This is a genomic window from Streptomyces sp. ICN903 (genome assembly GCF_022015835.1).
GTDB classification, from domain to species: Bacteria; Actinomycetota; Actinomycetes; order Streptomycetales; family Streptomycetaceae; genus Streptomyces; species Streptomyces fenghuangensis.
In genome coordinates this window covers 16,305-29,473 of record NZ_JAKMAY010000033.1, presented here as the reverse complement: position 1 = coordinate 29,473, position 13,169 = coordinate 16,305, and the positions used below count along the sequence as shown (strand labels likewise).

Genomic DNA, 13,169 nt, shown 5'->3' with positions numbered 1-13,169 from the left:
GGCGCGGGCAGGGGGTGCGCGGGGCCTCGCGCGGCACCGCGAGGTCGCGCTCATGTGCGCCCGGCGCCCCACAGATGCCCAGGTGAGGCCCATGGGGCGCCCGATTTCAAATGGTTCGTTCTCCCCGCTTCCCAAAGGGTGAGCGGGCCGAAAGAGGGAACCCTGGCGAGGGTACGCTCGACACCGCCCGGTGTGACCTGACAGACACCGGCCTTCGACATGTGGAGAGGAGCCCTGACGCAGGGTGAGCACCAAGCCGACCACCACAGATCTCGAGTGGACCGAACTGGATCAGCGGGCTGTCGACACCGTACGGGTCCTGGCGATGGACGCCGTGCAGAAAGTCGGTAACGGACACCCCGGTACCGCCATGAGCCTCGCTCCGGCGGCGTACCTGCTCTTCCAGAAGCTGATGCGGCACGACCCGTCCGACGCGCGGTGGGCGGGCCGGGACCGGTTCGTCCTCTCCCCCGGCCACACCAGCCTGACGCTGTACATCCAGCTGTACCTGTCCGGCTACGGGCTGGAGCTGGACGACCTGAAGGCCTTCCGCACCTGGGACAGCAAGACCCCGGGCCACCCGGAGTACGGCCACACGGTCGGGGTCGAGACCACCACCGGCCCGCTGGGTCAGGGCATCGCCAACGCCGTGGGCATGGCGATGGCCGCCCGCTACGAGCGCGGCCTGTTCGACCCGGAGGCCGCCCCGGGCGCCTCCCCCTTCGACCACACCATCTGGACGATCGTCTCCGACGGCGACCTGGAGGAGGGGGTCTCGGCCGAGGCGTCCTCGCTGGCCGGCCACCAGAAGCTGGGCAACATCGTCGCCCTGTACGACGACAACCACATCTCCATCGAGGGCGACACCGCGACCGCGCTGTCCGAGGACGTCCTGAAGCGCTACGAGGCCTACGGCTGGCACGTCCAGCGCATCGAGCAGGCGCCCAGCGGCGACTTCGACGTCCAGGCGCTGTACGCGGCGCTGAAGGCCGCGCAGGCCGAGACCGAGCGCCCCTCCCTGATCGCCGCCCGCACGATCATCGCCTGGCCCGCGCCGAACGCCCAGAACACCGAGGCCTCGCACGGCTCCGCGCTGGGCGAGGAGGAGGTCGCGGCCACCAAGCGGGTGCTGGGCTTCGACCCGGAGAAGGACTTCGAGGTGGCCGACGAGGTCCTCCAGCACGTCCGCAAGGTCGTGGACCGCGGCCGCGAGGCGCGCCGGGCCTGGGAGGACGAACTGGCCAAGTGGCGCGGGGCCAACCCCGACCGCGCCGCCGAGTTCGACCGGATCAGCGCCGGGAGGCTGCCCGAGGGCTGGGAGAAGGCGCTGCCCTCCTTCCCCGCCGGCAAGGACATGGCCACCCGCAAGGCTTCCGGCGCGGTGCTCAAGGAGCTGGGCGGTGTGATCCCCGAGCTGTGGGGCGGCTCCGCCGACCTCGCGGGCTCCAACAACACCACCATCGACGCCTCCTCCTCCTTCCTCCCGGCGGACAATCCGCTGCCGGAGGCGGACCCGTACGGCCGCACGGTGCACTTCGGCATCCGCGAGCACGCCATGGGCTCGACCATGAACGGCATCGCGCTGCACGGCAACACCCGGATCTACGGCGGCACCTTCCTGGTGTTCTCCGACTACATGCGCCCGGCGGTGCGGCTGGCGGCCCTGATGGGGCTGCCGGTCACCTACGTGTGGACGCACGACTCCATCGGCCTGGGCGAGGACGGCCCGACCCACCAGCCGGTCGAGCACCTGGCGGCGCTGCGCGCCATTCCGGGCCTGAACATGGTCCGCCCGGCCGACGCCAACGAGACCGCGATCGCCTGGCGCGAGATCATGCGCCGCCACGGCGACCGCCCGGCCCCGCACGGCATCGCGCTGACCCGGCAGAACGTGCCGACCTACGAGCCCAACGAGGACGCCGCCCGCGGCGGGTACGTGATGTTCGAGGCCTCGGACTCCCAGGGGCGCGAGTGCGAGCCTCAGGTGATCCTCATCGCCACCGGCTCGGAGGTGCAGCTCGCCGTGGCCGCGCGCGAGTCGCTCCAGGCCGAGGGCGTGCCCGCCCGGGTGGTGTCGATGCCGTGCCTGGAGTGGTTCGAGGAGCAGGACCGCACCTGGCGCGAGCGCGTGCTGCCGCCGTCGGTCCGGGCACGCGTGGCCGTGGAGGCCGGTGTCGGTCTGACCTGGCACCGCTACGTCGGCGACGCCGGCCGGATCGTCTCCCTGGAGCACTTCGGCGCCTCGGCCGACTACAAGGTGCTCTACCGGGAGTTCGGCCTGACCGGCGAGGCGGTCGCCGCCGCCGCCCGGGAATCCGTGGCCGCCGCCGCACGCTGACGCCAACAGGCAACGAGATCAGGAGATGCATTCCTCATGACAGACGCACTCAAGCGCCTGAGTGACGAAGGCGTGGCGATCTGGCTGGACGACCTGTCCCGCCAGCGCATCACGTCCGGCAACCTCGCCGAGCTGCTGAACGAGCAGCACGTCGTGGGTGTCACCACCAACCCGTCGATCTTCCAGAAGGCGATCTCCGAGGGGCACGGCTACGACCGGCAGCTCGCCGACCTCGCCTCCCGCGGTGTGACGGTGGAGGAGGCGATCCGGATGATCACCACCGCCGACGTCCGCGACGCCGCCGACATCCTGCGCCCGGTCTTCGACGCCACGAACGGGCAGGACGGCCGGGTCTCCATCGAGGTGGACCCGCGGCTGGCCCACGCCACACGGCCCACGGTCGCCGAGGCCAAGCAGCTCGCCTGGCTGGTGGACCGCCCCAACACCCTGATCAAGATCCCCGCCACCACCCCCGGGCTTCCGGCGATCACGGAGACCATCGCCGCGGGCATCAGCGTCAACGTCACGCTGATCTTCTCGCTGGAGCGCTACCGGATGGTGATGGACGCCTACATGGAGGGTCTGGAGCAGGCGAAGACCAAGGGGCTGGACCTGTCGGAGATCCACTCCGTGGCGTCGTTCTTCGTCTCCCGGGTGGACACCGAGATCGACAAGCGGCTGACGGCCCTGGGCACCGACGAGGCGCTGGCGCTGCGCGGCAAGGCGGCGCTGGCCAACGCACGGCTGGCCTACCAGGCGTACGAGGAGGTCGTCGCCTCCGACCGCTGGACGGCCCTGGAGGCCGCCGGCGCCAACCGGCAGCGCCCGTTGTGGGCCTCCACCGGTGTGAAGGACCCCAGCTACCCCGACACCCTCTACGTCACCGGGCTGGTCGCACCGAACACGGTGAACACCATGCCGGAGGCCACTTTGGAGGCCGTCGGCGACCACGGCGAGATCACCGGCGACACCGTGCGCGGCACCTACGAGCAGGCCCGCGCCGACCTCGACGCGATCGCGAAGCTCGGCATCGGCTACGACGAGGTCGTCGAGCAGCTCGAGGTCGAGGGCGTGGACAAGTTCGAGCAGGCCTGGAACGATCTGCTGGCCTCCACCGAGGCCGAGCTGAAGCGCCTCGCGCCGAAGGAGGCATAGAGCAGGTGAGCAGCGCAGCCAACCCGCTGCGTGACGCACAGGACCGGCGGCTCCCGCGCATCGCGGGGCCGTCGGGACTGGTGATCTTCGGCGTCACAGGCGATTTGTCACGAAAAAAGCTGATGCCCGCCATCTACGACCTGGCGAACCGGGGCCTGCTCCCACCGGGTTTCTCCCTCGTCGGCTTCGCCCGCCGCGAGTGGGAGGACCAGGACTTCTGCCAGGTCGTGCACGACTCGGTCAAACAGTACGCCCGCACCCCCTTCCGTGAGGAGGTCTGGCGGCAGCTCGGCGAGGGGATGCGCTTCGTCCCCGGCGTCTTCGACGACGACGACGCGTTCGCCCGGCTGAAGTCCACCATCGAGGAGCTGGACAAGTCCCGCGGCACCGGGGGCAACTTCGCTTTCTACCTCTCGGTGCCGCCGAAGTTCTTCCCCACCGTCCTGGAGCAGCTCAAGAAGCACCAGCTGTCCGAGGCCCCCGACGGATCCTGGCGCCGCGCGGTCATCGAGAAGCCCTTCGGCCACGACCTGGCCAGCGCCCAGGAGCTGAACCGGGTCGTCCACCGGGTCTTCCGCCAGTCCGACGTCTTCCGGATCGACCACTACCTGGGCAAGGAGACCGTCCAGAACATCCTGGCGCTGCGCTTCGCCAACACGCTGTTCGAGCCTCTGTGGAACCGCTCCTACGTGGACCACGTGCAGATCACGATGGCCGAGGACATCGGCATCGGCGGCCGCGCTGGCTACTACGACGGCATCGGCGCCGCGCGCGACGTCATCCAGAACCATCTGCTCCAGCTGCTGGCCCTGACCGCGATGGAGGAGCCCGTCTCCTTCGACGCCAAGGCGCTGGTCACCGAGAAGCTGAAGGTGCTCAACGCGGTGCGGCTGCCCCGGGACCTGGGCCGGCACACCGTGCGCGGCCAGTACCGGGCGGGCTGGCAGGGCGGCGAGAAGGTGCCCGGCTATCTGGAGGAGGAGGGCATCGACCCGGCCTCCCGGACGGACACCTACGCCGCCATCAAGCTGGAGATCGACAACCGCCGCTGGGCGGGGGTCCCCTTCTACCTGCGCACGGGCAAGCGGCTGGGCCGCCGGGTCACCGAGATCGCGGTGGTCTTCCAGCGCGCCCCCTACTCCCCCTTCGACGCCACCGACACCCGGGAGCTGGGCCAGAACGCCCTGGTCATCCGGGTGCAGCCGGACGAGGGCGTCATGATCCGGTTCGGCTCCAAGGTGCCCGGCACCTCGATGGAGATCCGCGACGTGACGATGGACTTCGCCTACGGCGAGTCCTTCACCGAGTCCAGCCCCGAGGCGTACGAGAGGCTCATCCTGGACGTGCTGCTGGGCGACGCCAACCTCTTCCCCCGGCACCAGGAGGTCGAGCGCTCCTGGGAGATCCTGGACCCGGTCGAGGAGTACTGGGACGCGCACGGCAGGCCCGAGCCGTACACCGCCGGGACCTGGGGTCCCCAGGCGGCCGACGAGATGCTCGCACGCGACGGACGGAGCTGGCGGCGGCCATGAACATCGATCTCACCGACACCACGTCCGGCCGGATCAACGCGGCTCTGGTGCGAGCGCGGCGGGCGATGGGCAGCCCGGCCGTCGGGATGGTGCTCACGCTCGTCATCGTCACCGACGAGGGCAGCCACTACGACGCGCTGAAGGCGGCCAGCGACGCGTCGAAGGAGCATCCCTCGCGCATCCTCGTCGTGGTTCGGCGCCCGGGCCGCTCGCCCCGCGACCGGGCCATGGCCCGGCTCGACGCGGAGGTGCGGGTGGGCGGCGAGACCGGCACCGGCGAGACGGTCCTGCTGCGCCTCCACGGCGAACTGGCGAACCACGCCCACAGCGTCGTCCTGCCCCTGCTGCTGCCGGACGCGCCGGTCGTGGTGTGGTGGCCGGCCGATCCGCCCGAGTACCCCTCGAAGGATCCGCTGGGCGCCCTGGCGCAGCGGCGCATCACCGACGCGGCGGAGACCGAGGACCCGGTCGCGGCCCTCAGGGGGCGTGCCTCCTCCTACGCGCCGGGCGACACCGACCTCGCCTGGACCCGTGTCACCCTGTGGCGCAGCGTGCTGGCCGCCGCCCTGGACCAGAAGCAGGCCCGTGTGACCCGGGCGGTGGTCGAGGGCGAGGAGTACAACCCCAGTTCGGAGCTGCTGGCGCTGTGGCTGGCCGACCGTCTGGGCGTCCCCGTCGAGCGCGTGCTCTCCGGCGGCCCCGGCATCACGGCGGTGCGGCTGGCCACGGAGGAGGGCGACATCTGCCTGGACCGCGGCGACGGTTCGCTGGCGACGCTCTCGGTGCCGGGCCAGCCGGACCGGAGCGTGGCCCTGCACCGGCGCTCCACCGCCGAGCTGATCGCCGAGGAGCTGCGGCGCCTGGACCCGGACGAGACCTACGCGGGTGCCGTCCGCTTCGGCCTCGACCGCCTGGTGCGCGGGCAGGTCGCCGAGATGGAGGCGGCCGAGGCGGCGCAGGCTCAGGCGGCGCGGGCCCCGGGCGGGGAGCAGGCTCCCCCGCAGATCGTCGTCCACCCGGACAAGGAGCGGATGGCCCGGGCCACGGCCGCACGCCTGATCACCGCGATCGTGGACGCGCAGACCGCCCGCGGCCGGGCCCACATCGCCCTGACCGGGGGCCGCAACGGCAACGCTCTGCTCGCCGCCCTGGCGCAGGCCCCGGGACGGGACGGGGTGGACTGGTCCCGCGTCGACGTGTGGTGGGGCGACGAGCGGTTCCTGCCCGACGGCGACCCGGACCGCAACCACACCCAGGCCCGCGAGGCGCTCCTGGACGCGCTCCCCCTGGAGCCGTCGCGCGTCCATCCGATGCCCGCCGGCGACGGTCCGCACGGCGACGACGTGGACGCGGCCGCCGAGGCGTACGCGGCGGAGCTCGCCGCGGCCGCCGGTGAGAGCGGCCCCGGCGACGGCGCTTCCGGCGACGGCGACGGTACGGGCGGGGCGGTGCCCGCCTTCGACGTGCTGCTGCTGGGGCTGGGCCCGGACACCCACGTGGCCTCGCTCTTCCCCGGCCATCCGGCCGCGGAGGAGGCCGGGCGCACGGTCGTCGGCGTACGGCAGGCGCCCAAGCCGCCGCCGACCAGGATCTCCCTGACCTTCCCGGCCCTCCGGGCGGCCCGGGAGGTCTGGCTGCTGGCGGCGGGCGAGGACAAGGCCGAGGCCGCCGCCGGCGCGCTGACCGCCGGCGACCCGGCGCGGACCCCCGCGGCGGGTGCCCGCGGGCGCGAGCGCACCCTGTGGATCCTCGACGAGCAGGCGGCTGCCCTCCTGCCCGAGTCGGTCCGGGGCTGACCGGCGCCGCGGGAGCCCGTACCGAACGCGGCGGCCCCGCTCCCGGGAAGGGAGCGGGGCCGCCGCCGTGAGCGCGGTGGGGGCCTCCCCGGGCCCGCCGGCCCTGCCCGGGCCCGCGTTGGATCAGTCCCGGCCGCGCAGCGAGCGGTAGCGGGCCACCAGGGCCGCCGTGGAGGCGTCCAGCCCCTCCACCTCGGCCCCCTCGGTCAGCGCGGGCTCGATGCGCTTGGCGAGCACCTTGCCCAGCTCCACGCCCCACTGGTCGAAGGAGTCGATGTCCCACACCGCGCCCTGGACGAACACCTTGTGCTCGTAGAGGGCGACGAGCTGCCCCAGCACCGACGGGGTCAGCTCGGAGGCCAGGATCGTCGTCGTGGGGCGGTTGCCGCGGAACGTGCGGTGCGGGACCTGCTCCTCGGCGACGCCCTCGGCGCGCACCTCCTCGGCCGTCTTGCCGAAGGCGAGCGCCTGGCCCTGGGCGAAGAGGTTGGCCATCAGCAGGTCGTGCTGGGCCGCCAGCGCGGGCTCCAGGTCCGCCACGGGCCGCGCGAAGCCGATCAGGTCCGCCGGGATCAGCTTGGTGCCCTGGTGCAGCAGCTGGAAGTAGGCGTGCTGGCCGTTGGTGCCGGGCGTGCCCCACACCACCGGGCCGGTCTGCCAGTCCACCGGCTCGCCCTGCCGGTCCACGGACTTGCCGTTGGACTCCATGTCGAGCTGCTGGAGGTAGGCGGTGAACTTCGACAGGTAGTGGCTGTAGGGCAGCACCGCGTGCGACTGCGCCCCGAAGAAGGCGCCGTACCAGATGCCCAGCAGGCCCAGCAGCAGCGGGGCGTTCTCCTCGGGCGGCGCGGTGCGGAAGTGCTCGTCGACGGTGCGGAAGCCCTCGAGCATCTCCCGGAAGCGCTCCGGACCGATGGCGATCATGAGGGAGAGGCCGATGGCCGAGTCGTAGGAGTAGCGCCCGCCGACCCAGTCCCAGAACTCGAACATGTTCGTGGTGTCGATGCCGAACTCCGCGACCGCCTCCGCGTTCGTCGACAGCGCCACGAAGTGCTTGGCCACCGCCTCCCTCCCCGCGCCCAGACCGGCCAGCAGCCAGTCCCTGGCGGAGGTGGCGTTGGTGATGGTCTCGATCGTGGTGAAGGTCTTGGAGGCGACGACGAACAGCGTCCGGGCCGGGTCCAGGCCCTGCAGCGCCTCGTGCAGGTCCGCGCCGTCCACGTTGGAGACGAAGCGGACGTCCAGCTCCCGGTCGGTGTAGGCGCGCAGCGCCTCGAAGGCCATCGCCGGGCCCAGGTCGGATCCGCCGATGCCGATGTTGACGATGTGCCTGACGGGCAGACCGGTGTGCCCGGCCCACTTCCCGGCCCGCACCGCCTCGGCGAAGGCGGACATCCGGTCGAGCACGGCGTGCACGGCGGGCACGATGTTTCCCCCGCCCTTCCCGTCCCGGCCGTCCTCGCCGTCCACCTCGATCACCGCGTCGCGCGGGGCGCGCAGGGCGGTGTGGAGGACGGCCCGGTCCTCGGTGGTGTTGATCCGCTCGCCGCGGAACATCGCCTCCCGCAGCCGCGCCACCCCGGTCGCCTCGGCCAGTTCGCGCAGCAGCCGCAGGGTCTCGTCCGTGACCAGGTTCTTGGAGTAGTCCAGGTACAGGTCACCGACCTGGACGCCGTAGCGCTCGCCGCGCCGCGGATCGGCGGCGAACAGCTCGCGCAGGTGCACCTCCCCGAGTTCCTCGCGGTGCCTGGCCAGCGCCTGCCACTGCGGCATCCGGTCGAGCCTGCCGCGGCCTTCAGCGTTCATCTGGGAAATCAGTCCATTCCTGTCGTACGGACCCCGCCGCGTCCCAACCTAATGGAACGACGGCCCGGCCGCGCGCCCCGTCGGGGCGTACGGCCGGGCCGTCGTGCGCCGTTGTCCGGCCGGTCGGCCGGTGTTCAGATCTCCCCGCGGAGCTTGGCCAGCGCCTCGGCGAGGATCGCCTCGCCGTCGGCGTCGCTGCGCCGCTCGCGCACGTACGCGAGGTGGGTCTTGTACGGCTCGGTGCGCGGCGGGTCCGGCGGGTTGTCCCGGTCCTTGCCTGCCGGGAAACCACAGCGCGGGCAGTCCCAGGTGTCCGGGATCTGCGCATCGCTGGCGAAGCTGGGTTGGGTCTCGTGCCCGTTGGAGCACCAGAAGGAGATGCGCAGGCGCGGCGCGGACTCGCCTCGCTCGGCCTCCCCCATCGGCCCCGCTCCGACCCGGCTTCCCCGGATCGCGTTGCCACTTGCCACGGTCGTAACTCCCTGCCTTCACGGTGCCGCGGAGCATCGACAGGCAGCTCCGCTGCGGGTGCCCCAGTGTACGTAGGGCCCAACGCGCGTCCACAGACCCGAGTTGCGGCACACTTCGGGCCCCGCGGGCGCGAACCTCATGATAGGCCGGGAAGGCGACACGGCGTCAGAGTGCGGCGGCCGCCGGCGCGCGGCAGGTGTCGGCGGGCGCCGGCGGCCTCAGCCGTCGACCTTCATCAGGATGCCGAGCGCCACGATGATGGCGAACCAGAGCAGACCCACCACGACCGTGATGCGGTCGAGGTTGCGCTCGGCGACCGAGGAGCCGCCGACGGAGGACTGCATGCCGCCGCCGAACATGTCGGAGAGGCCGCCGCCCTTCCCCTTGTGCATCAGCACGAGCAGCATCAGCAGCAGGCTGAAGACGATGAGGGCGATGGAGAACCCCAGGATCACGGCTGGACCAACTCTCTCGGACGGATGACGGGAACTGTCGGGACTTGCAGGGTACGGGGCCGGGAGGCGGTGCGTGCTCGCTCCCGGCCCCGACAGGGTACGACGTGGACGGCCCGCCGTCACTCGCCGGCGGCGGCCGCCGGCGGTCCTACTGGTCGCGGAACCGGACGATCTTCACGAACTCGTCCACGTCCAGGGCGGCCCCGCCGACCAGGGCGCCGTCCACGTCCGGCTGCGCCATGATCGCGGCGACGTTCCCGGACTTCACCGAGCCGCCGTACTGGATGCGGACCCCGTCGGCCAGCTCGCGGTCGTACAGCTCGGCCAGGCGGCCGCGGATCGCGCCGCACACCTCCTGGGCGTCCTCGGGGGTGGCGACCTCGCCGGTGCCGATCGCCCATACCGGCTCGTACGCGATCACGATGCGGGCGGCCTGGTCGGCGGGGATGTCCTTGAGCGCGCCGTCGACCTGGGCGAGGGTGTGGGCGACCTGGTCGCCGGCCTTGCGGACCTCCAGGCCCTCGCCGACGCACAGAATGGGGGTCAGGTCGTTCAGGTAGGCCGCCTTGACCTTGGCGTTGCACAGCTCGTCGGTCTCGCCGTGGTACTGGCGCCGCTCGGAGTGGCCGACGGCCACGTAGGTGCAGTTGAGCTTCGCCAGCATCGCCCCGGACACCTCGCCGGTGTACGCGCCGGAGACGTGCGCCGAGATGTCCTGGGCGCCGTAGCGGATCTTCAGCTTGTCGCCGTCGACCAGGGTCTGCACCGAGCGCAGGTCGGTGAAGGGCGGCAGGACGGCGACCTCGACGGCCTCGTGGTCCTTGTCGTTCAGGGCGAAGGCGAGCTTCTGGAGGTGGGCGATGGCCTCCAGGTGGTTGAGGTTCATCTTCCAGTTGCCCGCCATCAGCGGGGTGCGGTTTGCCATGGGTGGAGGTGCCTTTCAGTTCGCTCCGCCGCGGCAGCGGCTCGTGTCGCTGTCGCCCGCGCGGCGCGGGGGCGCGGGCGTCGTGGTCGTTCGCGGCCCGGCGGCCGCGTGTGCTCCCCGGGTGCGCCGGGAGGCCCGGCGCACCGGGTCAGTCCTCCAGCGCGGCGAGGCCGGGAAGCGTCTTGCCCTCGAGGTACTCGAGGCTGGCGCCGCCCCCGGTGGAGATGTGGCCGAAGGCCTCCTCGTCGAAGCCCAGGATGCGGACGGCCGCCGCGGAGTCCCCGCCGCCGACGACGGTGAAGGCCGGGCTGTCGATCAGCGCCTGGGCCACGGCCCGGGTGCCCTCGGCGTAGTCCGGGTGCTCGAAGACGCCCATCGGGCCGTTCCAGAAGACGGTGGCCGCGTCCGCGAGCTTGGCGGCGTACAGTTCCTGGCTGCGGGGGCCGATGTCCAGTCCCATCAGGCCGGACGGGATGGCGTCCGCGGCCACGGTGACGGGCTCGGAGGGCGCCTTGGTCCTCAGGTCCGGGAAGCCGGCGGCGGCCACCACGTCGACGGGGAGGACGAACTCCACGCCGCGCTCCTCGGCACGCTTGAGGTAGCCCTGGACGGCCGGGATCTGGTCCTCCTGGAGCAGCGAGGCGCCGATCTCGTACCCCTGGGCCTTCAGGAAGGTGTAGGCCATGCCGCCGCCGACGAGGATGCGGTCGGCCCGCTCCAGCAGGTGGTCGATGACGCCGAGCTTGTCGGAGACCTTCGCGCCGCCCAGGACCACTGCGTAGGGGCGCTCGACGTCGTCGGTGAGCTTGCGCAGGACGCCGACCTCGGTGGCGATGAGGCCGCCCGCGGCGTGCGGCAGCCGCGCCGGGAGGTCGTAGACGGAGGCGTGGCGGCGGTGCACCGCGCCGAAGCCGTCGCCGACGTAGACGTCGGCGAGAGCCGCCAGGCTGTCGGCGAAGGCGCCGCGCTCGGCGTCGTCCTTGCTGGTCTCGCCGGCGTTGAAGCGCAGGTTCTCCAGTACCGCGACCTGTCCGTCGGCGAGGGCGCCGACGGTGGACTTCGCGGACTCGCCGACGGTGTCGGTGGCGAACGCGACGTCCCGGCCCAGCAGTTCACCCAGCCGCTCGGCCACGGGGGCGAGGGAGAACTGCGGGTCCGGGGCGCCCTTGGGACGGCCCAGGTGGGAGGCGACGATCACCCTGGCGCCGGCCTCGGCCAGCCTGCCGATCGTCGGAACGGCGGCGCGGATGCGGCCGTCGTCGGTGATGGCCCCGCCCTCCAGCGGCACGTTCAGATCGGCGCGGACGAAGACCCGCCTGCCCGCGACACCGAGGTCGTCGATCGTCTTCATGGTGTGGCTCCGTGGTGGTCTGCTCGGTGGTTTGCACGGTCGCCGGCCCTGCGGCCGGTCATCGCGAGGCGGGGCCCGCGGGGCGCGTCATCGCGCCCCGCGAACCCCGCCGCGTCACGTCTCGGCGCTGCTGTCCGGCAGCGTGGTCAGAGCCGCTCGCCGACGTAGACCGTCAGGTCCACGAGGCGGTTGGAGTAGCCCCACTCGTTGTCGTACCAGCCGACGACCTTGACCTGCTTGCCCTGGACCATGGTCAGGGAGGAGTCGAAGGTGCAGGAGGCCGGCCAGTTGACGATGTCCGAGGAGACGATCGGGTCCTCGGTGTACTCCAGGACGCCCTTCAGCCGGCCCTCGGCGGCCTTCTGGAAGGCGGCGTTGACCTCGTCCTTGCCGACCTCGCGGTCGAGCTCCAGCACGAGGTCGGTGACCGAGCCGGTCGGGACCGGGACGCGCATGGCGATGCCGTCCAGCTTGCCCTTGAGCTGCGGCAGGACGAGGGCCGTGGCCTTGGCGGCGCCGGTCGAGGTCGGGATGATGTTCTCGGCCGCGGCGCGTGCGCGGCGCAGGTCCTTGTGCGGGAAGTCCAGGATGCGCTGGTCGTTGGTGTACGCGTGGACGGTCGTCATCATGCCCTTGACGATGCCGAAGTTCTCGTCCATCACCATGGCCATCGGCGCCACGCAGTTGGTGGTGCAGGAGGCGTTGGAGACGACGTGGTGCTTCTCGGCGTCGTAGGACTCGTGGTTGACGCCCATGACGACGGTGATGTCCTCGTTCTTGGCCGGAGCCGAGATGAGGACCTTCTTCGCGCCCGCCGCCAGGTGCTTGGCGGCGTCCTCGCGCTTGGTGAAGATGCCGGTGGACTCGATGACGATGTCGGCGCCGAGCTCGCCCCACGGAAGGGCGGCCGGGTCGCGCTCGGCCATCGTCCTGAAGGTCTGGCCGCCCACCGTGATGGTGTCGGCGGTGTGGCTGACCTCCTGCTTCAGACGGCCCAGGATGCTGTCGTACTTCAGCAGGTGGACAAGGGTCGCGTTGTCGGTCAGGTCGTTGACACCGACGATCTCGACGTCCGCGCCCTGCTCCAGGAGGGCGCGGAAGTAGTTCCGTCCGATGCGGCCGAAGCCGTTGATGCCTACGCGGATCGTCACGAACCGATCTCCTCGCTAGGTACGCCGGTGCGGACACCGGCGAAGCTGTTTGGGATGTCCCCGACCACCTCCGACCCTACCGCGCCGGGTGCTCGCGAGTGACATCGGCCACCCCGCCGTGTGCGGTGTGGCGCACCGGTGGCAGGACGTACCCGTGAAGGCGCCCGGCAGACATCCCGGGCGCCCGTG

Annotated in this window: 10 protein-coding genes and 1 pseudogene; 5 read left to right on the top strand and 6 right to left on the bottom strand. The window is 71.9% G+C overall.

What is annotated here, in order from left to right; translation table 11 throughout:
* Positions 1 to 244 precede the first annotated feature (244 nt).
* From tkt to pgl, 5 genes and pseudogenes are all read left to right on the top strand, one after another.
* Positions 245 to 2,338, top strand: coding sequence for a transketolase (gene tkt / locus L7D48_RS05815; RefSeq protein ID WP_237877793.1), 2,094 nt, complete (start codon positions 245 to 247; stop codon positions 2,336 to 2,338).
* Positions 2,339 to 2,374: 36 nt separating this feature from the next.
* The gene (gene tal, locus L7D48_RS05810; protein ID WP_237877792.1) at positions 2,375 to 3,493 is read left to right on the top strand and encodes a transaldolase; all 1,119 of its coding nucleotides are present in this window, start codon (positions 2,375 to 2,377) and stop codon (positions 3,491 to 3,493) included.
* A gap of 5 nt (positions 3,494 to 3,498) precedes the next feature.
* The gene (gene zwf, locus L7D48_RS05805) at positions 3,499 to 5,025 is read left to right on the top strand and encodes a glucose-6-phosphate dehydrogenase (RefSeq protein WP_237877791.1); all 1,527 of its coding nucleotides are present in this window, start codon (positions 3,499 to 3,501) and stop codon (positions 5,023 to 5,025) included.
* Positions 5,022 to 5,961, top strand: a pseudogene (opcA, locus tag L7D48_RS05800) (glucose-6-phosphate dehydrogenase assembly protein OpcA); the annotation flags it as partial. The gene zwf and the pseudogene opcA, both read left to right, overlap by 4 nt.
* Positions 5,961 to 6,821 (top strand): 6-phosphogluconolactonase, encoded by an 861-nt coding sequence (gene pgl, locus L7D48_RS05795; RefSeq protein ID WP_308312220.1) that lies wholly within the window; start codon positions 5,961 to 5,963, stop codon positions 6,819 to 6,821. The pseudogene opcA and the gene pgl, both read left to right, overlap by 1 nt.
* A 123-nt stretch (positions 6,822 to 6,944) precedes the next feature.
* Here the strand turns inward: pgl and pgi are convergent, their stop codons facing one another.
* The 6 genes from pgi to gap all read right to left on the bottom strand — a co-directional run bounded on the left by pgi (position 6,945) and on the right by gap (position 12,980).
* The gene (pgi, locus tag L7D48_RS05790; protein ID WP_237877790.1) at positions 6,945 to 8,627 is read right to left on the bottom strand and encodes a glucose-6-phosphate isomerase; all 1,683 of its coding nucleotides are present in this window, start codon (positions 8,625 to 8,627) and stop codon (positions 6,945 to 6,947) included.
* 134 nt (positions 8,628 to 8,761) lie between these two features.
* The gene (locus L7D48_RS05785; RefSeq protein WP_076971064.1) at positions 8,762 to 9,097 is read right to left on the bottom strand and encodes an RNA polymerase-binding protein RbpA; all 336 of its coding nucleotides are present in this window, start codon (positions 9,095 to 9,097) and stop codon (positions 8,762 to 8,764) included.
* A 219-nt stretch (positions 9,098 to 9,316) separates the two neighbouring features.
* Positions 9,317 to 9,553 carry a preprotein translocase subunit SecG gene (gene secG / locus L7D48_RS05780; RefSeq protein ID WP_237877789.1) on the bottom strand — a complete coding sequence of 79 codons (237 nt, stop codon included), beginning with the start codon at positions 9,551 to 9,553 and terminating at the stop codon, positions 9,317 to 9,319.
* A 148-nt stretch (positions 9,554 to 9,701) separates the two neighbouring features.
* Positions 9,702 to 10,478 carry a triose-phosphate isomerase gene (tpiA, locus tag L7D48_RS05775; RefSeq protein ID WP_237877788.1) on the bottom strand — a complete coding sequence of 259 codons (777 nt, stop codon included), beginning with the start codon at positions 10,476 to 10,478 and terminating at the stop codon, positions 9,702 to 9,704.
* A gap of 148 nt (positions 10,479 to 10,626) precedes the next feature.
* A complete protein-coding gene (gene pgk / locus L7D48_RS05770; RefSeq protein ID WP_237877787.1) occupies positions 10,627 to 11,829 on the bottom strand; it encodes a phosphoglycerate kinase in 1,203 nt (400 codons plus the stop codon).
* A 146-nt stretch (positions 11,830 to 11,975) separates the two neighbouring features.
* Positions 11,976 to 12,980, bottom strand: a complete 1,005-nt coding sequence (gene gap / locus L7D48_RS05765; RefSeq protein WP_093655368.1) for a type I glyceraldehyde-3-phosphate dehydrogenase — start codon at positions 12,978 to 12,980, stop codon at positions 11,976 to 11,978.
* Between the last annotated feature and the right edge of the window lie 189 nt (positions 12,981 to 13,169).

Bases quoted from the DNA above. Each gene is read 5' to 3' on its own strand.
- tal (WP_237877792.1), top strand. From the start codon at position 2,375: ATGACAGACGCACTCAAGCGCCTGAGTGACGAAGGCGTGGCGATCTGG.
- pgl (WP_308312220.1), top strand. From the start codon at position 5,961: ATGGAGGCGGCCGAGGCGGCGCAGGCTCAGGCGGCGCGGGCCCCGGGC.
- pgi (WP_237877790.1), bottom strand. From the start codon at position 8,627: ATGAACGCTGAAGGCCGCGGCAGGCTCGACCGGATGCCGCAGTGGCAG.
- tpiA (WP_237877788.1), bottom strand. From the start codon at position 10,478: ATGGCAAACCGCACCCCGCTGATGGCGGGCAACTGGAAGATGAACCTC.
- pgk (WP_237877787.1), bottom strand. From the start codon at position 11,829: ATGAAGACGATCGACGACCTCGGTGTCGCGGGCAGGCGGGTCTTCGTC.